The organism is Legionella sp. 227 (assembly GCF_043161935.1).
GTDB classification, from domain to species: domain Bacteria; phylum Pseudomonadota; class Gammaproteobacteria; order Legionellales; family Legionellaceae; genus Legionella; species Legionella sheltonii.
On sequence record NZ_CP171154.1, the window covers coordinates 1,889,871 to 1,912,434 of the forward strand.

Genomic DNA, 22,564 nt, shown 5'->3' on the forward strand with positions numbered 1-22,564 from the left:
TTAATAATAAAAATAAAAAGTTGAGGAAAGCGTTTTTCATGAAAATTGCAATATTAGCCACTAATCCACATTTGTACTCTCACAAGCGTTTGAAGGAGGAGGGTGAGGCTGCTGGTCATGAAATTAAAATAATAAATCCACTCTATTGTTACATGAATGTCGCCGCTTCTTGTCCAAAGGTTCATTATCGAGGTGGCTCTCCCTTGCCTCATTTTGATGCGGTGATTCCCAGAATTGGTGCATCGAATACTTATTACGGAACAGCAGTCTTACGTCATATGGAAACGATGGGCATGTATACTTTAAACGAGTCCATAGCTATTGCACGCTCTCGAGATAAATTCCGTTCGTTACAGTTATTAGCGCGAAAAGGTATTCCTATGCCATTAACGAGCTTTGCTCAATCACCTGATGATACTGAGGATTTAGTACGCATGGTTGGGGGGGCACCTTTAGTAATTAAATTATTGGAGGGAACACAAGGCAAAGGAGTAATCCTAGCTGATAGCCATCAATCTGCCGTAAGCATCATTAATGCGTTTAAAGAAATGCATGCTAATATTTTGGTACAAGAATTCATTGAGGAATCCCGCGGAGTTGATATCCGTTGCTTTGTTGTAGGGGAGAAAGTAGTTGCTGCTGTGAAACGACAAGCAAAAGATGGCGAGTTTCGTGCGAATGTGCATCAAGGCGGAAAGGCAATCAAAGTAAAATTATCACCTCAAGAACGTGCAATTGCAGTCAGCGCCGCTAAAACAATGGGTTTAAAAGTAGCTGGTGTTGATTTAATTCGCTCGAATCATGGACCGTTGGTTTTGGAAATTAATTCTTCACCTGGCCTTGAAGGTGTAGAAAAAGCTACTGGCATTAATATTGCTGGAAAAGTTATTGAATATATTGAAAAACATGCAAAACCGATCACTGCTACTGATCGATTTCACGGTTAGTTGTCGCCACATTTTTCCCAGAGTCTTTATTTTTTCCAAGAGGTTTGGTTAGAAACGGAAAGGGATTTTTAATTTGAGCCTGGTTGCAAGCACCAGGCTACTGATTAAGCTACAGAACCATTGTTCTTAACACGGGTAATTTTATTTAACTTCAGTTTGCCTTCAACTTTTTTGCCCCGCCAGATAACTGAGAAGGCAATAAGAGAAGCGATAAATAGAAACGTCATCACGCCAGTAAAACCATTCATGAATATTTTGTTAAACAATTGATGGGTTAAATCATTTTCTGAAAGTTGTAATGAATGAGTTGGATTGGCAATGAATTCTTGCAAAGTGGAAATTTGTGTTTCACCTAGGCCGTTTGAGTTGTCTTTAGTTAGCGAAGATAGAGAATGATTGGTTACAAAATTATAAATAACAATTGCCAGAGATAAGCCTATAGAGCCACCGATATTAAATAAAGTAACCATAGATCCTGTTGCAACACTTGCACGTTCAGGGCCTACTGCGGTTTGGGCTGCAATGATTGAGACAGTATTACCCAATGCCCACATGCTGCCAAGGCATATAAATGCAAAAATAATGTAGAATACTGAGGCATTACCGGTAAAAAACACTTGTAATAAGGTTGCGAAACACCCTAAGAACAACCCTAGCAAAATAGTATGCAACAATCCGAGATTATGAATTAGTTTTCCTACAAAAAAAGCAATTAAAAACACAGAGACAGGTATGGCGAATAAAACAAAGCCAGATAATTGTGCCGATTGCTCTTTTATAATTTGTAAATACAGGGGATCAAAAAATAAAGTAACGGCGCTTAATATACCGGCTAAAAAGACAAGAATAGCTCCGGCTGAAAAGAGTAAATTGGAATAATCTTTAAAGTCAATCAGAGGATTAGGATGATTATTTTCAGCCTTGACCAATAAACTGCCCATGATCAAAGTCACTGCAAAACAGGTTAAAGTGATTGGTGCGCTCCAACCATAGCTTTGGGTATAAATTAAACCCAATACGATGCTACCCATAGTGAATGCAAGTAAGAGCATCCCTTTTATATCTAAAGCAATCAGTTGGGAATTAGTTTGCGATTCTGATACAGATTTGAAACAAAAAATATACCCTAATAAGCAGATAGGAATATTGATGAAGAAAATCCATCTCCATCCCAGATATGTCACGATAAGACCGCCCAAAAGCGGACCCAAGGCTAATGCAATGCCTCCTATGCTGCCAAACCAAGCTACGGCTTTACCTCGCTCTTGTTCAGGGAAAAATTGGGGGAGTAATGAAAGCCCTAAAGGAAAGATAATAGCAGCACCGACTCCCTGCAATAATCGACCGAAAATCAACCAATGAATGTGAGAGGAAACGCCGGCAATGATCGATGCAATGACAAAAATCGCTCCCCCCAGATATAAGCAACGTCGACGACCATACAAATCACCAAATCCCCCCATTACCGTCGCTAAAACGCATAATGCCAGAAAGTAAATATTCATGACCCATTGCATGGATACTAGGTTTGCTTGTAATTCATGTTGGATGGTGGGTAATGCGACATTGACTACGGTATAATCGAGATAACATCCGAAAGACAGTAGGGCAATTCCCATAAATGCATACCATTTATGTTGATAATTATCGACTTTGCTGGTTGTAGACACGTTTCATCCTAAGAGTATGTTTAAAAAAAGGCTACAAAAGATAATTTTTAGCCATTGTATGCGGGAAAATTGTAAATTAATATCTATTTTAAAACAAATGAATTTTTTAATAGATGAATGTGGCAACATCCGTGTCGTATTTATTTTATCCTGGGTATCCTAAAAAGCTCGGGAAGCTATGTTTAATTTTCGGAGTATTTAACCAAATCCTTAATAAATGACGCACAGTTTGATTTTCAGGGTGATCAAAAGTTGTTCGTCCATGGAGAATTTCTTCATTGTTAATAAAAATTATGCTGCCTGGCTTTACTTTTGTCTCAAATGCAATATCTTCTCTTAGTGAAATTTGATCGAATAATGCCATCGCTTCAATTTGTTGCGATGTAAAGCGCGGTAGCTCGGGGAATTTTTTTTGCGCATCGTTATAAAATGGTTGATGATATTGACAACGCAATTCATCCTCATACATTGCAAAGACCGGGCTTAAATCATACGGTAGTTCGCCTGCTGGTTCATTTCCACGCCGATCCGCATACACAGGTTGATATAATACCTCAAGAAGATCAGGTCTTATTTTTTGTATTTCATCATGAACAGTCCGTGAACTGGCAAGTATCGTGTGACCACCAACATCAGCGGATGCAAGACAATACATTCCAAGAATAGCTCCTGCATCGGTATGCATTGGCAAAGCATCTTTCACATAAGGACCACGCGAATCTTTGGTATCAAGAGTCATTCCTTCGATACTTTTAACATCAAATATAAGATCATTGTTTTTATTTTGGATTAAGGGAGAACCAAAGTGTGAACAAAACGCTAAAAGAAATTTTTTAATTACGTCAGCGCTGTATTTATCATTGGCAGAGGGAAATCCGGTTATGGTTATAAATCCGCGAACTTGGATTAAAGAATGCATGATTTCGTCGAATAATGGGCTAAGTTCATGGTGCAATTTATTTTTGACCGTACTGTTATCCCATGCAGAATCTTTGTTTTCCAAAAGATCTAGAACTTGAGTGACCACCTTTTTTTCATGTAAAGAAAGTTCTCTAGAATTTGCAGGGCCGTCTTTAATCTCCTTGCTATACCATTTTAACGGATTTTTCATCTGCTGAGCCATCTTGGATCCTATATGCCTAGTACTTAAATTAGTCGTTTATTTTGAGCGCATTAAAAACAAATTTATTGAATTAGTAAATAGCAAAGTGAATATTTTTAATGTTTAATGAAAAAAAAATAGTGAAATAGTACGGATAATTGATATAATCACGCCCAACTCTCAAATTGTAAATATTTTTAACTTTAAAATTAAATAGTTAGCAATTTAGAGTGCTAAAAAAATAACAATTTTCAAAAGGAAGTTCTAAATGTTTTCTGTCGAACATAAAGTTGAGGAACAATGGATCCCAGTAAACACGGAAGAATTAAATACGCATAAGGCTTCATTCAGATATTCTGATTTGGATATCGAGAGTGAAAATAAGAAAATGAATTTTGAGGGAAAGAAGGCCCTGTTATTTATTAGTGTTGGACAGGCTTATCATGAAAAAGGGAAGTTTTTAGCAACAATTGAACTCGTTAATAAATATCCATTTGAACGCTGCGACATTGTATTAGCTGATACGCTACAAAAGCATAATCATTACGGCAGATTGGGTGAAGAAAAAGCATACATCTTTGCTAAAGAGGCAGGTGATCTTTGGCTCGAACGAAGTGCTTTTGCACTGAGTAAATTGAATGTACCTCATAGCATCATTCGTTGGGATGATTTTCTATTTCATGAAGACTATGCAGCACTTAAAGAGCGTGTAGATGCTGCTTATCGTGACAATGAAGAATATAAGGCTGCTCTTCATACGAATGTTTTGACGTATATTGAGCGCTTAACCCTAATTAATCCTTCTACTGATACCAGTACCCTATTTAATCATGGATTGAACTATCTCATAGAGGAATGTCCTATTGTAATGCCACTCTGGGCAAAAATGGGTTATGACTACATTATTTATCCTAAGCCTTTAACACCTGGCATGGCCAAAACTCGAGAACTATTTGTTACTGATGAATACAGTGATAAATGTCAGTGGATCTATCTGCGTTTTAAAAAGAAATAATGAACATCAGGCATCAGGAGGCATCCTTTTTTAGGATGCCAAAATGTTAGGGAGGGCATTTTTTACCAAATATTGTTTTGTTTTAGGCGGTTTTTAAGGAATTTTTATGATAAAAGTTAGCCAAATCCCAATAATTGATGTTTCAGCCCTTTTTACTGCTCGTTCAATACATGATTTACACGCTTTAGCCCAGCAGTTTAAAGAAGTATATACCAATATTGGTTTCGCATATGTTATTAATCATGGGATTTCTCAACATATGTTCGAAACGATTTTTGAACAATCAAGATTATTTCACCATTTACCTGAAGAAGAAAAATTAAAAATAAAGCAAAACGAATTTTTTCGCGGGTATATGGCTATTCAAGGATCTCGTTTTAAGTTATCCACTTTAGGTGAAACGATTATACCGAATCAAAGCGCAGCATTTATATTGGGTCATGACGTGTCCGATACAGATGAAGATTATAAATTAGGTATTAATCTTGCCGGACCTAATCAGTGGCCTTCAGAACATTTATTACCTGATTTTAAGAATATATTATTACATTATCGTGAAAATGTTTTACTTCTTTTGCGTAATTTAATTCGTGTTTTTTCCCTATCATTAAATCAGAATTATTATGAATTAGATAAATTTTTTATCAAGCCAACCACTTTCTTACGGTTGCAATATTATCCAGCACAACCCGAAGTCATTCCTGAGCATCAATATGGAATTGCACCACATACTGATTGGGGAGCATTGACTTTGTTAGCTCAAGATTCAGTTGGGGGCTTGCAAGTGAAACAATGTGATGGTACCTGGTTGGATGTACCTCCTCTAGAAGGAGCCTTTATTTTAAATACTGGAGATATGATGCATCGCCTCAGTAACGGCGAATATATTTCAACACCACATCGGGTAATTAATGTTTCTGGGAAAGAAAGATATTCTATTCCACTATTTTTTGAACCGGATCCTCATGCGGTAATAGCACCGGTTAATACTGAGAAAAAGCCAATATTTGAACCAATGGAATATGCTGATTTCTTAATGATGCAGATTAAAAATAATTACAGCATAGGTGCCAAGGACAAAGAAGCATTAGCAGATGCATAGCATCAACATATTGAACGCTTCAATGAAACATGGAAGTAATTTATTCAATTTTTTGGGGTTAATATGTCGAGTATATTTTTAAGCAAAAGTGATCAAGAAGTATTGTGTAATCGCTTTAATGATTTGATTCAATATGTAAAAGAGAATTTTGCATTTTATAACAACATCTACAAGAACGTTCCGGCTTCGATTAATGACTTAAGTGATCTCCGGCATTTCCCAACCCTTGATAAAAAATATCCTGGAATTTCAGTCCTTGTTGATGAGGCACTTGCCAAAAGACCCCCTGCTTATTTTGAAACCAGTGGTACTTCAGGTAATCCATTTCCTGTTATTCCTGATTTAGGTCCAGAACGCAGTCGTGAATTCGCGAATTTTATATACGAATGGCTCGCCTTAGATAAAACCGAAGTCAAAAGTGCTGTGATTGCATTACCTTTTGAGATGAATCCTATTGGATTAAAATATTTTGCTGCGTTAAACCAGTTAGGGATTATGGCTATCCCTACTGGTGTAAAAACTCATCTGTGCTCACCTAGAAAAATGTTGGAAATTTTCGCCCGCATGAAACCTGAGCTCCTTATTGCTCGTCCATTGGAAACGCTGCGTTACGCCGAGGCAATGCGTGCACAAGGTATTGATCCAGCAAAATCGTCAATTAAAAAAATTATTTTAACAGGGGAAATTATCTCCAAAGCTAAATTTGCTCGTATCAGTAAGCTATATGGAGGAGCAACTGTTCATGGAGTTTACGGATTAACGGAACTTGATAGTGGTGGTTTAGTATCATGCAGTAAACATCAGTATCATTTACCTTCAAAACCTTATTTGATTATTGAATTATTAGAAGATGATTTTAATACACCAATAAAGAATCAGGGTGAGTTAGGCAATATCGTTTTAACAAATACCCATAAAAATCATATGCCACTGTTACGTTATAAAACGGGTGATTTTGGTAAATTACAAAATGACTGTGGTTGTGAGTATTCAACTCCTGTGATCAATGCGATGGGGCGGGCTGCAGATTTAATTCAGTGCAAAACCACAGGAAACACAGCTTTTCCTATAGAAATTGAAAATATCTTATTTGAATACGATGAAATTGCCTGTGATTACCAAATTATTACACGAGGTGGTGCCGTTGAATTGAGAATTGAATTGTTAAACAATCTAGATTCAGCACAAATTTCAGCATTAATTCAACAACTAAAAACAGATATTATGCATCAATTGTCTATTGCTGTTGAACATATCCATGTTTTTATGCCCGGTCAACTCGCCAATAAATTAGGGATTGCAAAAACTAAGGCAGGAACTCTTTACGTGTTAGACGGCTTGAGTGAAGAAGAGGCTAAAGAACGGCTGGAATTAAATTATTGTTGCGAAGAAGGGTTATAAGATAATGATAAATTGGGAAAAATACCGAGAACTGTTTCCTGTTGTAAATCAACAAACCTATTTTATGACAGCTGGAGGTGGCGCTTTATCAAAACAAGCACTTCAAGCAGTGACTGATCGATACCAATCACTGGCATTGAATGGGGGAAGAATTTTTGGTGACAACATTCAGCTGATGGAAACATGTCGAGAAAAAATTGCTCAATTGATTAATGCAGAAAAAGAGCATATTGCTTTTATCCCTAGTGTTTCATTCGGTATGAACGCATTAGCTCATTCGCTCCCCCGTAAAGACTCTGTTTTACTTGTAAAAAATGATTTTTCTTCATCGATTTTACCTTGGGAAAATGCTGGACATTCAGTAAAATGGACTGATTCAGCTGCGAATCTTGCGGCACGATTAGACTCTGCTCAACAGGAAGATGAACGAATTTCTTCAATTGTTGCCAGTTACGTTCATTATGCCAATGGTTATAAGCTTAATTTGGAACAAATTAAGCACTTAAAAAAAGATGCGCATTTTATTGTGAATGGAACTCAAGGAATTGGTGCATTCCCTATCGATGTGAAACAACAAGGAATTGATGCATTAGTTTGTTCTTGTTATAAATGGATGGCCTGTGGTGAAGGAATAGCATTTATCTATATTCATCCAGACTTCTTTAAACAGTTGACTCCCGCTTTAATCGGTTGGAGAAGTCTACAGTCTGCAATGAACTTTGATGGAAGTTGTCAATTTTATCAATCTGCCCGTGTTTTTGAATTAGGCTGGGATAATATGACTATTTTTTCCGGTTTTAATGCGGCACTTGATCTGATTGAAGAAATTGGTATTTCAAATATCGCAGAGCGTATTACATCTCTGACTGATTATTTGATAGAACGATTACATCAATTCAATATACCTGTACTTTCAGACACCGAGATACAATCTCGCTCAGGTATCGTGCAGTTAGGGCCTTTCCCCGAGTTAGATAAGGTCATGAAACACTTGGAAAGCCATAATGTCTGGGTCACTCAGCGCGATGGCGGTATCAGAGTTTCCTTGCACTACTATAATAATGAACAAGATATAGATAATTTATTGAATGCACTTCAGGAGTTATAGGTCAGATAGGAAACTAACTTGTGAACGGTCGATTTTGAACACGATTGAATGAAAAAGTCAGTGTCTGGGCCAGCGGCTCAGGATTTTTAAGCAATCCGGAATGATTAAAACGGACCGTTCGGGGTAGTTGGCTCTTCTTGCTGATCCACATTTTCAAGTTGTTTTAAAACTTCATTATATTTCCGCTTAAAAAAGACCGTATTGTTGCTCTTTTCAAAGAAGGTTGGATTATTTTCGAATTCTTTACTTGCCTTATCCAGTGTTTCTATAAATTCATTGACTGTATTCATTGTTCTTTTGCTGAGAATTTTTTTTGCATTATGGTCCATTTTTAGAGCAAACAGCTGATCTTCAACCTGAGCTTTCATTTGTCCGATATCTTCATAACGATCCAAGTTTTTTAATGAAAAGTTCAAAATGCCTTCTAAAAAGGCTTCTCTCGTTTTTAGGCATCTAATTTTTTCTTCATTAACCGGATCTTGAGTCATTAACTTATTAATTTTTTGATGGCCTAAAGCTATTTTTTGTTCCACTTTTTTTTGGGCTACGAGAAAGTCGATTTGTGGCGATGTTGTAATTTGAGATTTTGAATGGGCCTTGCAATAGTCGATAAGACTGGGTTTAGGAGAAAGAGCAGCATCAGGATCAGGTCCGGGTTCAGAAGTTAAGGCTTTCCATTCTTTATAGGCCTTCTCAGAGAATAGGCGTGCCCCTTCATCGTCTTGGTTTGCATCAATCCAATTTCCTGGTTGATTGGGATCCGGTTTCAAAAGAATGAGATCATTAGTGATGTGCATATATAATTTATCTTTACTGTGATGTCGAAACCAGTCCTCTGCTTGTTTAGAGAAATATTTACCCCATTTAAACCCGCCTTTGCCATATGCCTTGGATTCTGCTAAACCGGATTTATTTAAATCTAATGCTTCTTGGTTAAAATTATCGGTTTTCCATGCTCTTCTTGAGCCCATAAAAGCAACAACTTTTTTCAAAATAGTGTCATTGCGACCTACCACACGTGTAAAAATATGTTTTGTATTATCTAACTTTTCAATTTGTTTCAGCAGTTTTTTTCCTTTTAACGGGTCTGTAAAAGTTTCTGGAATCACAACACCTAATTCAGGGGTTAAAAATGCTGCTTCACGGACACAGTCTTTTACACCTTCCATATATTTTTTAGATTTTTTATATAAATCATTAACCCCTGTATATCCTTGATTATTCGCTAATTGGATGACTAGTTTACGCATTTGCGATACTTCACGAACAATTCCTCCATCAGCCGCTATCACATGATTTCCACTCATATCACTATAATCAGCTACTAAAAACTCGGTTGCTTTTTCCACTGCTGCTTGTGCAGCAAAAGATTTTCCAGAGGCTGAAGGACCACCAACGATTACCACAGGGCGTTCTAACCATTTTGGGCCATCAAAATGAGTGGTTGACTTGATGACTACTGCATTCCTGTAATCTTTGCTATTCATCTCTTCTTCTAATGCGAGTTGGTATAATTCCGCACCTTGTTTACCAAAAAATTGCTCCATATCAGTGGTAGCGTCTTCAGGACGGGTCTTACGTATTGCAGGGTCATCGTTATATTGAGGGAAGGGATGATTTTGAATGTATTCTATGAATTTTTTTCTAAAAAATTGGGGATCAGAGGAAGCATTAGGATCTATATTTAGATGATATCTTTCGATATAAGATTTAGCTGATGCATAGCGAGTACCTTCATATTTTTCTATACCTTCGTATAACTGTTCTTCTCCTTCGGGGCTGATACAAAATGGACCACGATTATCGTAATGATCAATTTGTTGTTCCAAGGAAAGTATAATTGATGCATCTATTGGTGTTTGCATAATACATATATCCCACAATTATAACTGTTTTGATTTAATTATAGCCAATATATGTATTATACGATTACAATCTGAAGATAATATTAATGAGATGAATCACTTTTGCCAACTAACCAATCAGCACTCACTTCAAATTCTTGTGCTAATGCATTAAGTAGTTTTTCATCAGGATTTGTAGCGCCATTTAGTAATGCTTCTGCTTTAAATTTTGGAATCTTAACGAGCTTTGATAATACTTCAATACGTTCTGCACTTGATTCGGGAGCTCCAATATTATCAAGTTCTTTATTTAGTCTTTCTGAAAATCTCTTATTAAGCATCTGCTTCTCCTAATAATGATTTAGGTTAAGGTCAGTACTGCAACAACTACTCATCTAAGTCATCGCTCCAAAGCTAAGCCATAGGATGTCCGGCAGAAGCGAACTGCTACCTTATTTATTTCATATAGCATAAAAATGAGGTTTTGCAATAATATACCCAAATTTCTTGGAAATGATCCTGAAAATTCAGCACATTAAACCGTTTCGTATAAATTGCAACTTCTTTTTTTAAGATAATAGCGGCGATGTAGGAAAAAAATGCATTGGTCTACGTTCCCCGGTTTATACGCGGAACTTTGATAGCGAAAATTGTTTCATATGGCGACTTTGAAGATAATCTTGATTTGGGTTGATCTGTACTATCTTTCAATTTAGTATTGAACCTCTAAAAGACGATTGATTTAGGATAAACATGATCGAAGAAGTCGCTGCACAATATCCTTGTGATTTAATTATATTCGGTGCCTTGGGGGATCTGTCTTGTCGTAAATTATTCCCTGCTTTATATCAACTGGAATGTGCTCATTTGCTTCATGCCAATACGCGTATAATTAGTTGTGCACGTGATTCGTTAACATTAACTGATTTCACCGTGTTAATGAAATCTAAAATGCAGACTTTTATAAGTGAGGGACTGGATGAACGAGTTTGGTCACGCCTTGTAGAGCGCATAACTTATTGCCAGATTGACTTAGCGCAATCTGAAGATTTTGCAAAAATAATCGATTATGTGAATCCTCAAGAGCGAATACCCATTTCCTATTTTGCAATTCCTCCGTCACTCTATGCTCAAACATGCCAAGGTCTTTCCAGTATAGGTTTAACAAATCAACCATCGCGGGTGGTTTTAGAAAAACCGATTGGCCATGACTTGCCTTCATCGATTGCCATTAATAATGAAGTGGCCCATTTTTTTGCTGAAAGTCAAATTTATCGAATTGATCATTATTTAGGTAAAGAAACGGTACTGAATCTTTTGGTACTCCGTTTTGCAAATGCAATTTTTTCCTCAAATTGGGATCACCAAGCTATTGATAAAGTCGAAATTACTGTGGCTGAAGAAGTGGGTGTAGAAGGACGATGGGCCTATTATGATAAATCAGGCCAAGTCAGAGACATGTTGCAAAATCATTTACTACAAATCCTATCGCTTTTGGCCATGGAGCCGCCAATGAGTCTTGATGCCGATTGTATTCGTAGTGAAAAATTAAAAGTATTAAAATCATTACGACCTATTTCAGATACTCATGTGCATGATCATACCGTACGAGCCCAATATGTGGGAAACGTGATGAGAGGTCAGCAGATACCTGGATATTTGGAGGAAGAGGGGGCTTACAAAAAGTCAACCACCGAGACTTTTGTTGCGATTAAAGCCTATATTGATAATTGGCGCTGGTCAGGTGTTCCTTTTTATTTATTGACGGGTAAAAGATTATCAAAAAAACAAAGTGAAGTAGTCATTTATTTTAAACCACAACCATATAATATTTTCAAGCAATTAAAACAGGAGCTGTCTCCCAATCAGCTCATTATTCGGCTACAACCTGATGAGGGGGTGGAGTTACGAATGATGAATAAAGTCCCTGGCCTTAGTGAAAGCATGCAATTAAGGGACAGTAAGTTGGATTTAAATTTCAATCACCTTTTTAATTCACAAAGAATTGCGGATGCCTATGAACGGTTGTTGTTGGAAGTAATGTTAGGCCATCAATATCTGTTTGTTAGTCGTGAAGAAGTAGAGCAAGCCTGGCAATGGATTGATGAAATCAAGCAAGCATGGGAAAGACAAGATACCCCTCTCTATACTTATCCCTCAGGAACTTGGGGGCCTTTGGAAGTAATTCGTTTATACAATGGCAAAGCACATGTATGGGGTGAACAAAATGCAGTTACATAGTTTTAGTGAAGCGCCTTTATTAACAGAAGACTTAGCTAACCGGCTAAAGCAAATTCTCGGTGATGCGGTCAATCTACGAGGTCATGCTTATCTAGTAGTTTCAGGTGGGAAAACGCCTATCGATTTATTTAAGGCTTTGGCAAAAACAGATATTCCCTGGAATCAAGTTACAATAACTCTGGCTGACGAACGTTGTGTTTCTGCTCATGACTCCGAGCGAAATGAGCATCTGGTTCGACAGTTTTTACTTCAGAATCACGCGTCCAAAGCTCATTTCCTGAGTTTATATAACGAAGGGCACTCGCTAGAACAAATTGAGCATCTCATCGCCTCTTTACCGACTTTTGATGCAGTAGTTTTAGGGATGGGGGAAGATGGACATACCGCATCTTTATTTCCTTGTTCGGACGAGCTTGATAAAGGATTAGATGATAATGCGGCAGCAGTACTTCGTGTTAGTCCGAAAAAAGCATCTCATCAACGAATAAGCTTATCTAAAAAAAGATTACTAAATAGTCGCGTGATTTTTTTTCATTTATTAGGCCACAAAAAACTGGCTGTGTTGCATCAAGCAATGGCAGAGCACGATCCTAGAGTTATGCCAGTCAGTGCTTTTTTAAATAATGCAGATGCCAATGTTCAGGTGTTGTATGCACCTTAAGGAAAAAACATGCACCCGGTTGTAGCTCAAGTTACTGATCGCATCCGTAAACGCAGTACTCATACCAGAGATTTATATCTGAAGCATATTGAAAAATCACGTATTAAAGGGCCTCAGCGCAGTATACTGCATTGTGGCAATTTAGCGCATGGTTTTGCTGCCTGTGTGAAGCAGGATAAAGCCAACCTGAGCGGTATGACCAAAGCCAATATTGCTATTGTTTCTGCTTATAACGACATGCTTTCTGCACATCAACCCTACCTGAATTACCCCTCTTTAATTAAAGAAGCTATTTCTGAAGCAGGAGGTGTCGCACAATTTGCTGGGGGCGTTCCTGCAATGTGTGATGGGATAACCCAGGGCCAGTCAGGAATGGAGTTAAGTTTATTAAGTCGGGATGTGATCGCCATGTCTGCAGCTGTAGGGCTGTCACATAATATGTTTGATGGCGGCCTCATGCTGGGTATTTGCGATAAAATTGTGCCTGGTTTATTAATGGCCGCATTGAGTTTTGGCCATTTACCGTTCATTTTTATTCCAGCAGGTCCTATGCCTTCAGGAATATCAAATGAGGAAAAAGCACGTATCCGTCAATTATATGCGGAAGGAAAGGTAGATAAAAAAGCACTGCTTGAAGCAGAAGCAGCCTCGTATCATTCTGCAGGTACATGTACTTTTTATGGCACGGCAAATTCCAACCAGCTGATTATAGAAACGATGGGGTTGCAACTTCCTGGTTCATCATTTATCAATCCAAATACTCCATTGCGCGATGCCTTAACTCGGCAGGCAGCACAGCAGATTCTTTCTTTAACCGATTTGGATGAGTATTACCTGCCCATAGGCAAGATGCTCGATGTCAAAAATATTGTTAATGGGATAGTGGCTTGGTTGGCATCTGGTGGTTCAACCAATCATACGATGCATTTGATTGCTATAGCGAGTATCGCCGGTTACTCGATCAATTGGGATGACTTTGCTCAATTATCTGCGGTTACTCCCCTAATTGCCAAAATTTATCCTAATGGATATGCAGACATTAATCATTTTCAACGAGCTGGGGGTATGGCCTATTTTATTCACACCCTATTGGAAGCTCAGCTACTACATGAAGACGTTGATACGGTGATGGGGCATGGTTTGCAACGATATACGACACAGCCGATATTGGACAATGAACAATTACTATGGGTTTCTGGGCCTTCTAGTTCGAGTGATGAACGTGTATTAATTTCAGCTAAAACTCCTTTTAAGCCCCAGGGTGGGGTGCAAGTTTTAAGTGGAAATATTGGACGGGCTGTAATCAAAACCTCTGGACTTGCCTCAGGAAAAAGTAAGATTGAAGCTCCCGCCGTAGTTTGTTCCAGTCAGGAAGAGTTTGAGGAGATGTTTCAAAAAGGGATGTTAAATCAGGATTGTGTGGTTGTAGTTCGCTTTCAAGGACCTAAAGCCTGTGGGATGCCAGAATTGCATCAATTAACACCTAAGCTCGGTGTGCTTATGGATAAAGGTTATCAAGTTGCTTTAGTCACGGACGGGCGTATGTCGGGTGCTTCAGGTAAAGTTCCTGCGGCAATTCATGTTACGCCAGAAGCACTGGATAATGAGGTACTTTCTCGAGTTGAAACGGGGGATATGATTTTAATTGATGCAGACCAAGGTATATTACAATTATTAGTTTCTGAGCAGGTTTTAGGACAAAGAACCAAAGCTGTTTTGCATGAAACAGCATTCCACCTTGGCACGGGTCGAGAATTATTCACCACGTTAAGGTCACAATTTACAGGAGCTGAGCAGGGCGCTTGCAGTTTGTTTCAGGGAAAAGAGTCTTGTTATGAGCGTTGATGATTTAAAATCTTATGCGATTGTTGCGGATATTGGTGGAACTTTTGCTCGTTTTAGTCGTGTCAATTTAGAAAACTTGGTCATGGATAAAATTGAAATTTATTCATGCGCTGCGTTCGCCAGTATTGAATCGGTATTATTGGCTTATAAAGAACAGCATCAATTGGAAGAAATTGATCAAGTTGCTCTTGCTATTGCTTGTCCGGTACTTGGTGATGTGCTCTGTATGACCAATACACATTGGAGTTTTTCAATCAGCGAATTAAAACACAAGTTAAATCTGAGAGAACTGAACGTTTTGAATGATTTTAATGCGATTGCCATGAGCCTTCCTGTTTTATCGGATCAGCAAATCATACAGATAGGAAGAGGCAGTGCAGACCCCAATGGAGCACGAGCAGTATTAGGCGCTGGAACAGGACTTGGGGTCGCTTTCCTTGTGCCTGGTCGAGAGGGATATGTAGCCCATGCGGGAGAAGGTGGACACATCAGCTGGGGAGCCAAAACAGAACAGGAGTGGTTTATTTATTGTCATCTGAAAAAAAAATACGATCATGTCTCTTATGAGCGCTTATTGTCAGGTCAAGGTTTGGAAAATTTATATCAAGCATTGACGGCATTGCACCAAAAAGAGAAACCTCCTATTCCTGCATCTCAGATTATTACTTTGGCTTTAACACAACAATGTACTATTGCAGAAGCAGCTGTCGCACAGTTTTTCGCAATTCTGGGGGCTTATGCGGGGGACTTAGCACTAATCGTTGCTGCTTTTGGTGGTGTTTATATTGCTGGTGGTATTGTGCCACGTTTAATTTCCTTGTTGTCTGGCAGTGATTTCAGAGCGCGTTTTGAAGAAAAGGGGCGTTTTAGCGAGTTTAATGCGAAAATTCCGACCTATGTAATTACTGCCGAGCACCCAGGAATTTTAGGCGCTGCAGTTTATTTAAAACAATCGTTGCCTTGCTAGAATGAAACGGTCATTAAATTAAAGATTTTCCCTTCTCTCAATAAGGGAGGAGGTGTCCGTTAGGACGATGAGGGTGTGATTGGGGTGCTCTCACCCCAGCCCCTCCCACAGGTGGGGAGGGGATTTTTTTATTACTTTAATGGTGAGTGACAATGAGCGTAATCGGAAAGCCATTTGCTATAATCCCGAGTTACACTGTTACTTTATCTAGGCTATCTGACTGCAAGGAGAGGGTTCATGTCGTTTCCAAATTGGATGGTGCAACCGGAAATTGTATTCTGTTCATCACCTGTAATCCCTGTTGTTGTAATTAAAGAAATAGAGCATGCGGTGCCTTTGGCTACAGCGTTATTTTCTGGCGGTATTCAGGTTCTTGAGGTTACACTGAGAACACCGATCGCTTTGGATGCGATTAAAGTACTCACCGAAACGTTCCCAGATGCTTTAATTGGTGCCGGTACTGTAACCACCCCAGAACAATTAGAACAAGTAGCGAATTTAGGTGCAAAATTTGCACTAAGTCCTGGGAAAACACAAGAACTATTGGCTGCTGGATGTCATTCTACTATTCCTTTAATTCCTGGTATATCCAGTGTTTCCGAATTGATGGAAGGCCTTATTATGGGATATACGCATTTTAAATTTTTTCCTGCGATAGCTGCCGGAGGAGTCAATATGTTGCGTGCAATGCAAGGTCCATTTCCACAAGCAAAATTTTGCCCAACTGGTGGCATTAATGAAACAAATTTTGTGGACTTCTTAGCCCTAGACAATGTTTCTTGTGTTGGAGGCTCTTGGTTAGTACCTGAAGAAGCAATTAAAAAAGGCAACTGGTTATTAATTACTGAGTTGGCCTATGCTGTTCGTCAAAGTGTTAGAGGATGGGATTAGCTATTTTGCAGAACGTTCTTTTTAGAGTTTGTTTGTAAACCGTTTATCCCAAGCACAATGAAGAAGCTCCATCCTTTAGTACCGCATTATGCTAGGAGATCCTTCGCTTTGTTTGAGATGATGGAATTGTAAACAGACCCTAGCCGAATTTTGGAATTATCAATTCAAGGAGTTAAATATGACATGGGTTGTTGCAATTATCGGTTCGGTCGCAGGTTTTTTGTTCGGTTACGATGAGGGAATCATTGCGGGCTCTTTAGAGTTAGTCAAAAATCATTTTGAATTAAATGCAACGCATATCGGCATAATGGCCTCGGCTTTACCCTTTGGTGCTTTATTTGGCTCAATGCTCATTGGTGCAATTACTGCATCAAAAGCAGTAAAACGTTTTGGGCGCCGCACGTTATTAGCCTTTGCAGGCATGTTGTTTTTTTTAGGGGCATTGGGTGCTGGATTCGCTGACTCCATTACAGTGCTCATTATCTCTCGACTGGTGCTTGGTTTGGCCATTGGAATGGCCTCGGTGATGGCACCTTTGTATTTGGCTGAAACTGCAACCTGTGAAACAAGAGGAGCAGTAGTTGCCATTTATCAATTAGCAATGACCTTGGGAATTGTTTGCTCTTATTCAGTCAATTACCTGCTGTTGGAAAACCATGATTGGCGGGCTATGTTTGCTTCAAGTGCTTTTCCCGCTCTGGTTTTAAGTATTGGCATTTTACTCATGCCCGAATCTCCAAGATGGCTGTGCAGTGTTGGCCGACGTCAGGCAGCATCTAAGGCCTTAAAAAAATTACGTAACAGTCATTCTATCGAGCACGAGTTGACCGATATTGAAATGACCTTAGCTAATGAACCGAAAAAAGGGAATTGGTTGCTGTTGTTTCAAAATCCTCTATTACCTGTTTTGATGCTGGGCACCATGTTGTTTTGTTTGCAACAATTAAGTGGGATCAATGTGGTGATTTATTTTGCACCTGAAATTTTTAAAAATTTAGGTATGAACAGCACTACTGGACAAATATTGGCGACCATAGGGATTGGTCTGGTTAATTTATTGGTGACAATCATTGCGATGCTTAGTGTCGATAGAATCGGTCGTCGTAAACTACTGTTGTTTGGTTTTTCCGGCATGTTCATCAGTCTGCTGGCTTTATGTGTATTTTCTTTAAATCAAGTCGCCTGGCTTTCTTATTTGTCCGTTGCGTGTCTCATTCTTTATATTTTTTCTTTTGCAGTGAGTGTCGGGCCAATACCGCATATTGCGATGGCTGAAATATTTCCCTTGCACGTACGAGGCGCTGGTATGGGTTTCTCTGCCATGAGCAACTGGACTTTTAATACAGTTGTCATTTTTAGTTTCCCTATTTTGGAAAAAATGATGGGTATTGAATATACCTTTGCTTTGTATGCGGTGATTTGTCTTTTGGGGCTTATCTATACATATTTTTATATGCCTGAGACAAAAAATATTAGCTTGGAACAAATTGAGAATTACATTATTTCTGGTAAGCCCTTACGTTTATTAGGTCGTAAGGAGTTAGTTTCTACCGAAGATATCGGTAAAAAAGAACCCTCTTATGCAGCATCTACTTAAACGTGTTGCGGTAAATTATAAGCATTCTCTGTGATACGTCTTCCTGAGCTTGGTGAGCGATCTCTAGGAGGACGTATGAGCATGATGATAAAATCAGAGCTCCTTCGTCGTAAACGTCCAGAATGAGGGTAATCGTTCTATGAATAGGGAGGGGTTGCTTAGGAAAGAATGGTCGAGAATAAGATTAAGGTGGATTTTACCCAAGGAACAAATCAAACAGCTAGCCAGAAGATTTGTAAGACATCGCTGGCTAGCGAAGTAAGTCTTTTAAGAAGCTATTTTAATTTTGCCTGTGAGTTTATCTCTTAACTCAATAGCACGTAAAACGGCTACATAGCTCCAGGTGAGTGAAGGAGCTCCTTGTTGAATTCCCGTATTTAAATTAATTTGTTCACTTAACTTCATGCTGGGGGCATATTTTTTTATAAGTTTCAGATAATTATCGCCAACCTGAATGTGCTTTGCTATTTGTGATTCATTTATTTTATCTAAGGGCAGGCTATCGGCAAGCGTATAATAATATTCAGCCATCGTTGCTGTTAATATAAACCATGGATTTCCTATACTATCAGTTTGATATCCATCGTAGGTATCACCGGGATAACGACCGAATAAAATTTCACCTGAATGATTCTTATTAATAGGAAACATTGAATCAAACTGCTCATATAAAGCATGAACTGTATTTTGTACATAAGTGCTATTGGGAGATAAAGCATCCCCTTCATGTGAGTTAAATAAAATGCCCAAAATAACTGATGAATCAAGTTCTAAAGTTTTTTGTGGCCCTGGATGGGGTAACAGCGTTGCTTGAATGGTTTTATGCTCCCGATCTAAATGCTGCATCAGACGAGCATTTATCATTTCTGCTTGCTGCTCATAGTAAACGGCCGCTTTATCATCATTCAGACGGCGCGCAAGAACCGCTCCTTCTTGAAGTGCTTTTTGTTGTACCATAGCAGTAAAAAAATGATGTCCTAGCACTTCTTCCCAAAGATCAAAATTTTTGTCAGACCAGTGATGAGCGGTGTATTCCAAATCCATTTTAATTACGCCCATAGAATAGGGGTCCAAGTTATTATTATAAAGATTGGTTTTTACATATTCTATTTCATTATCATCTAACAGCTCCTCGGCAAAATGAATTAAAACGGAAGCTCTTAAAGCCGGTCCGTCATTTTGTGGTCTGCCCCAGGGGCCATCAAAAGGATAACCATCAATATAAAACTTAGGTTCTCCCAATATATCTTGTCCTGGTAATGGATCGTCCTGATGTTGAAGTCTTTGGGTCCAGGAAACATAGTTATATAAACGCTCTTTATAACCAAAGGCATGTGAGGATTCATACCATGTTTCAATCAAGTTCATAGCAATTGCTGAATCACGAACCCAATCATAATAGTAGTTTGGATTTTGTTTTGAGGGGGCGGCGATTATTGCTCCATTAGATTGAATATTTGCAAAAAAATTCTGTCTCAGTTTTTGGATATCCTCTGCACTAAATACAGAACTTATTGCTTGAGAAACAAAAAATATTAATAAAAAAAAGATCCTTTTCAACGTAATCTCCTATAAAAAAATGAACGATTTCATAGTACATTAAAATAACTGTGCAGAGTATAGGGTTATTCAACAAGATAAATGACAGGGGAATAACGCAGCGGAATCCGAGGAATATTATTTTCGGCTCCCGCTTTGTTGCAGTACATTATTTCATCATAGGGTGGAAGAGCATCATTTTTTAATCACTCAATGCTCCCCGATTACTCATTTGTTGTTAGAACAGCGTACACGTTCTCCTATTGACTTCATCGACACTGAGTTGGTTATTTCGCTCCATAACATAACTGTTTTCATCAAGGAAATTTTGTAAACGCCAATTCGCAGCTGGGGCTCGATCATGTTTTAGATGTATGGAGCGTGCTGCTTGAAGTGCTGCAATGGTTCCATCTTCATGGGAATCACCTTTCCAGCCTAAAATTCCTCCAAAGTAGAGTCCATATTTTTTTTGCATCGTATGAAGTTTTTGCTGGGCTATAAAATAATTTTTATCCATAAAAGGATGTTTATAATGTTCTGTTTTAAGAACATTATTGGGCATTGGTTGTCCAGGTAATACCCATGTTTTTTTCACTGGAGTCGCTCCATTTTTTGCTTTCCAGTCTTTTTGCGCGGTATTGGCTGCTAAGTCTCCTTCAACGCGTGTATGAACTACAGTTCCGCGCGGAGGGGCGTAAAGAGGATCTAGATGAAAAGCAAGAGTCGTATCGTAATACCGAACCTTTTTAAGCGCCTTTTTAAGGTCTTGCATGTCTTGAGCATCTAGATCAGGTAGTATCGCTGCTGTTGCGTAAGCAGGAGTAGAAATAACCACATCATCAAATAACATGGGCTCGCCATTCTCGGTCCTCATTAGCGTGCCATCACGAAGCATGGCTTGATATTTAATACTATTTGAGTCAGTAATGGCAATTAGTTTTGTAACCTCTGTGTTGAGACGCATGTCTAGATTTTTACATTGGGTTGTCATGGCCTCCATATAACTACTTAGACCACTTGGTGCGTCATACCAGTCTTTACTCAAGGCTAAATAATTCATTGCATAAAAAGCGCAAAATTTCTTGGCTTCAGAGATAGGAATACCCCAAGCTGCTCCTACTATGGGATACAGTATTCGATTACTAAAATCATCAATCTCCTCTTCTTTAAAGCCCATGTTTTTTTTCTTAAATCCTTCCATAAACTCTTCGAGTGTTTGAACCTCATGAATATCATCGGGCTCCCTTTCATGTTCTGCACGCAGAATTTCCCATTCCAATTTCAATAGGTCAGAAAATTTATTTAATAGAGTGCCAAAATCAATGCGGATTTCTTTTTGTGATTCATCATCAGCGGAAAAACAACTAAAAAACTCAGAAAAGGAATGCTTGTTTTTTTCTGCAGAATGGTACACAGGAGGTAAAACGAGGTGATCATCTTTGCCATGCTCAATACTGACCTTATGCAGATCCGCATTAAGCTCAAAACGTTTTAGCTTAACACCTAATATAGAAAATAATTTATGAACATTAGGATAGCTTTCTGGCGCACCTATGAACTCCGCGCCACCTTCTGCTATTCCGTGGTCACCAAAATCTAGACTGTTAATATGACCGCCATAACGTTCACTTTTTTCTGCTAAAGTGACGTTAAACCCCATTACATTTTCTAACATATAAGCTGTTGTTAGCCCTGTTCCACCACCAATCACTAGAATATTTGGCATTTTTTATATCCTTATGTCTTTTTCAGGTGTTATTTTAAGAACAATAATGGCTTGATTTAATGAAGAAAAAAAGAGTGCTTGTAAACAATTTTCGGGTTTGTCCTCGGTTTTTTTGTGGGTTTCATTTTGCTTACTTCCCAAATGGACGTCATAATCAATGATGCCCCCTATAAATCGATAGGAATAACAAATGATAAAACTCTATCAATTTCCCTCTGCGTGGTCGCTTCCAAACCCCAGCCCATTTTGTATGAAATTGGAAACCTATTTGCGAATGGCGAAACTTCCTTTTGAAACGGTATCCGTTATTGATCCGCGAAGAGCGCCAAAGAAGAAATTACCAGTCATTAGTGATGATGGAAGAAAAATAGCAGATAGTGGTTTTATTATCGATTATTTGCAACACAAATATGGTGATCCTTTGGATGGTCATTTAACCGCGGCTCAAAAAGCAGAAGCACTGGCAGTAAGGCGTATGCTTGAAGAACATTTATACTGGGTGATTGTTTATTCGCGCTGGATTGATGATCGATATTGGCCAACCACTAAAGAGACTTTTTTTGGTCATCTGAAACAACCACTTTATTACTTTGTTCCTAAATTAATTCAAAGAAAAATTCGCCAGGATCTTTATCGACAGGGCTTAGGTCGACATACAACCACAGAAGTATATCAATTAGGTATCGCTGATCTGCACGCTCTGAGCATTCTATTGGAAGAAAGTGATTTTTTTATGGGAAATGAGCCTACGAGTATCGATGCTTGTGTTTACGCATTTCTAAAAAGTATCATTCAGCCACCTATCCCTTCTCCATTACAGGAGTATGCTCAATCACATCCCTGTTTTCTGAGTTATTGTGAGCGTATGACCCAAATGTTTTATCCTGAGCGCTAGACTAAGTGGGGCT

At 38.5% G+C, this 22,564-nt stretch carries 18 protein-coding genes; 12 read left to right on the forward strand and 6 right to left on the reverse strand.

Annotated elements, in window-relative coordinates; all coding sequences use genetic code 11:
- The first annotated feature begins 38 nt into the window (after positions 1 to 38).
- A complete protein-coding gene (gene rimK / locus ACF8MK_RS08090) occupies positions 39 to 947 on the forward strand; it encodes a 30S ribosomal protein S6--L-glutamate ligase (protein ID WP_265703304.1) in 909 nt (302 codons plus the stop codon).
- A 104-nt stretch (positions 948 to 1,051) separates the two neighbouring features.
- Here rimK and ACF8MK_RS08095 read toward each other — a convergent pair whose 3' ends face one another.
- Positions 1,052 to 2,617: an MFS transporter gene (locus ACF8MK_RS08095; RefSeq protein ID WP_392538867.1), complete on the reverse strand. Its 1,566-nt coding sequence runs from the start codon at positions 2,615 to 2,617 to the stop codon at positions 1,052 to 1,054.
- A gap of 145 nt (positions 2,618 to 2,762) precedes the next feature.
- Entirely contained in the window at positions 2,763 to 3,740 is a 978-nt protein-coding gene (locus tag ACF8MK_RS08100) for a TauD/TfdA family dioxygenase (RefSeq protein ID WP_392538868.1), read from the reverse strand.
- Between the two features lie 247 nt (positions 3,741 to 3,987).
- On the opposite strand from ACF8MK_RS08100, the gene ACF8MK_RS08105 reads away from it, so the two are divergent.
- From ACF8MK_RS08105 to ACF8MK_RS08120, 4 genes are all read left to right on the forward strand, one after another.
- Positions 3,988 to 4,734 carry a tRNA-dependent cyclodipeptide synthase gene (locus ACF8MK_RS08105; RefSeq protein ID WP_392538869.1) on the forward strand — a complete coding sequence of 249 codons (747 nt, stop codon included), beginning with the start codon at positions 3,988 to 3,990 and terminating at the stop codon, positions 4,732 to 4,734.
- Between the two features lie 106 nt (positions 4,735 to 4,840).
- A complete protein-coding gene (locus ACF8MK_RS08110) occupies positions 4,841 to 5,836 on the forward strand; it encodes an isopenicillin N synthase family dioxygenase (protein ID WP_392538870.1) in 996 nt (331 codons plus the stop codon).
- A 63-nt stretch (positions 5,837 to 5,899) separates the two neighbouring features.
- Entirely contained in the window at positions 5,900 to 7,237 is a 1,338-nt protein-coding gene (locus ACF8MK_RS08115; RefSeq protein ID WP_392538871.1) for a phenylacetate--CoA ligase family protein, read from the forward strand.
- A 4-nt stretch (positions 7,238 to 7,241) separates the two neighbouring features.
- The gene (locus tag ACF8MK_RS08120; RefSeq protein WP_392538872.1) at positions 7,242 to 8,345 is read left to right on the forward strand and encodes an aminotransferase class V-fold PLP-dependent enzyme; all 1,104 of its coding nucleotides are present in this window, start codon (positions 7,242 to 7,244) and stop codon (positions 8,343 to 8,345) included.
- Positions 8,346 to 8,449: 104 nt separating this feature from the next.
- Here the strand turns inward: ACF8MK_RS08120 and ACF8MK_RS08125 are convergent, their stop codons facing one another.
- A complete protein-coding gene (locus ACF8MK_RS08125) occupies positions 8,450 to 10,174 on the reverse strand; it encodes a hypothetical protein (RefSeq protein WP_392538873.1) in 1,725 nt (574 codons plus the stop codon).
- A gap of 119 nt (positions 10,175 to 10,293) precedes the next feature.
- Entirely contained in the window at positions 10,294 to 10,530 is a 237-nt protein-coding gene (locus ACF8MK_RS08130; RefSeq protein WP_028380906.1) for a hypothetical protein, read from the reverse strand.
- A gap of 412 nt (positions 10,531 to 10,942) precedes the next feature.
- Here ACF8MK_RS08130 and zwf point away from each other — a divergent pair, with 412 nt between their 5' ends.
- The 6 genes from zwf to ACF8MK_RS08160 all read left to right on the forward strand — a co-directional run bounded on the left by zwf (position 10,943) and on the right by ACF8MK_RS08160 (position 18,391).
- Positions 10,943 to 12,430 (forward strand): glucose-6-phosphate dehydrogenase, encoded by a 1,488-nt coding sequence (zwf, locus tag ACF8MK_RS08135; protein ID WP_392538874.1) that lies wholly within the window; start codon positions 10,943 to 10,945, stop codon positions 12,428 to 12,430.
- Entirely contained in the window at positions 12,417 to 13,091 is a 675-nt protein-coding gene (gene pgl / locus ACF8MK_RS08140) for a 6-phosphogluconolactonase (protein WP_392538875.1), read from the forward strand. Before zwf ends, pgl begins: the two co-directional genes overlap by 14 nt.
- A gap of 9 nt (positions 13,092 to 13,100) precedes the next feature.
- On the forward strand, positions 13,101 to 14,936 hold the full coding sequence (gene edd, locus ACF8MK_RS08145; RefSeq protein ID WP_392538876.1) for a phosphogluconate dehydratase: 1,836 nt from the start codon (positions 13,101 to 13,103) through the stop codon (positions 14,934 to 14,936).
- The gene (gene glk / locus ACF8MK_RS08150; protein ID WP_392538877.1) at positions 14,926 to 15,903 is read left to right on the forward strand and encodes a glucokinase; all 978 of its coding nucleotides are present in this window, start codon (positions 14,926 to 14,928) and stop codon (positions 15,901 to 15,903) included. Before edd ends, glk begins: the two co-directional genes overlap by 11 nt.
- A gap of 237 nt (positions 15,904 to 16,140) precedes the next feature.
- On the forward strand, positions 16,141 to 16,794 hold the full coding sequence (locus ACF8MK_RS08155) for a bifunctional 4-hydroxy-2-oxoglutarate aldolase/2-dehydro-3-deoxy-phosphogluconate aldolase (RefSeq protein WP_392538878.1): 654 nt from the start codon (positions 16,141 to 16,143) through the stop codon (positions 16,792 to 16,794).
- A 178-nt stretch (positions 16,795 to 16,972) separates the two neighbouring features.
- Entirely contained in the window at positions 16,973 to 18,391 is a 1,419-nt protein-coding gene (locus ACF8MK_RS08160; RefSeq protein ID WP_392538879.1) for a sugar porter family MFS transporter, read from the forward strand.
- A 267-nt stretch (positions 18,392 to 18,658) separates the two neighbouring features.
- Here the strand turns inward: ACF8MK_RS08160 and ACF8MK_RS08165 are convergent, their stop codons facing one another.
- Both ACF8MK_RS08165 and ACF8MK_RS08170 read right to left on the reverse strand, forming a co-directional pair.
- Positions 18,659 to 19,951: a glycoside hydrolase family 15 protein gene (locus ACF8MK_RS08165; protein WP_392538880.1), complete on the reverse strand. Its 1,293-nt coding sequence runs from the start codon at positions 19,949 to 19,951 to the stop codon at positions 18,659 to 18,661.
- Between the two features lie 217 nt (positions 19,952 to 20,168).
- Positions 20,169 to 21,656 carry an FAD-dependent oxidoreductase gene (locus ACF8MK_RS08170; protein ID WP_392538881.1) on the reverse strand — a complete coding sequence of 496 codons (1,488 nt, stop codon included), beginning with the start codon at positions 21,654 to 21,656 and terminating at the stop codon, positions 20,169 to 20,171.
- A 190-nt stretch (positions 21,657 to 21,846) separates the two neighbouring features.
- Here ACF8MK_RS08170 and ACF8MK_RS08175 point away from each other — a divergent pair, with 190 nt between their 5' ends.
- Positions 21,847 to 22,551: a glutathione S-transferase family protein gene (locus ACF8MK_RS08175; RefSeq protein WP_392538882.1), complete on the forward strand. Its 705-nt coding sequence runs from the start codon at positions 21,847 to 21,849 to the stop codon at positions 22,549 to 22,551.
- Positions 22,552 to 22,564: the final 13 nt, after the last annotated feature.

Coding starts and splice junctions, on each gene's coding strand:
- rimK (WP_265703304.1), top strand. CDS start 39: ATGAAAATTGCAATATTAGCCACTAATCCACATTTGTACTCTCACAAG.
- ACF8MK_RS08100 (WP_392538868.1), bottom strand. CDS start 3,740: ATGGCTCAGCAGATGAAAAATCCGTTAAAATGGTATAGCAAGGAGATT.
- ACF8MK_RS08105 (WP_392538869.1), top strand. CDS start 3,988: ATGTTTTCTGTCGAACATAAAGTTGAGGAACAATGGATCCCAGTAAAC.
- ACF8MK_RS08110 (WP_392538870.1), top strand. CDS start 4,841: ATGATAAAAGTTAGCCAAATCCCAATAATTGATGTTTCAGCCCTTTTT.
- ACF8MK_RS08115 (WP_392538871.1), top strand. CDS start 5,900: ATGTCGAGTATATTTTTAAGCAAAAGTGATCAAGAAGTATTGTGTAAT.
- ACF8MK_RS08120 (WP_392538872.1), top strand. CDS start 7,242: ATGATAAATTGGGAAAAATACCGAGAACTGTTTCCTGTTGTAAATCAA.
- ACF8MK_RS08130 (WP_028380906.1), bottom strand. CDS start 10,530: ATGCTTAATAAGAGATTTTCAGAAAGACTAAATAAAGAACTTGATAAT.
- zwf (WP_392538874.1), top strand. CDS start 10,943: ATGATCGAAGAAGTCGCTGCACAATATCCTTGTGATTTAATTATATTC.
- pgl (WP_392538875.1), top strand. CDS start 12,417: ATGCAGTTACATAGTTTTAGTGAAGCGCCTTTATTAACAGAAGACTTA.
- edd (WP_392538876.1), top strand. CDS start 13,101: ATGCACCCGGTTGTAGCTCAAGTTACTGATCGCATCCGTAAACGCAGT.
- glk (WP_392538877.1), top strand. CDS start 14,926: ATGAGCGTTGATGATTTAAAATCTTATGCGATTGTTGCGGATATTGGT.
- ACF8MK_RS08155 (WP_392538878.1), top strand. CDS start 16,141: ATGTCGTTTCCAAATTGGATGGTGCAACCGGAAATTGTATTCTGTTCA.
- ACF8MK_RS08160 (WP_392538879.1), top strand. CDS start 16,973: ATGACATGGGTTGTTGCAATTATCGGTTCGGTCGCAGGTTTTTTGTTC.
- ACF8MK_RS08170 (WP_392538881.1), bottom strand. CDS start 21,656: ATGCCAAATATTCTAGTGATTGGTGGTGGAACAGGGCTAACAACAGCT.
- ACF8MK_RS08175 (WP_392538882.1), top strand. CDS start 21,847: ATGATAAAACTCTATCAATTTCCCTCTGCGTGGTCGCTTCCAAACCCC.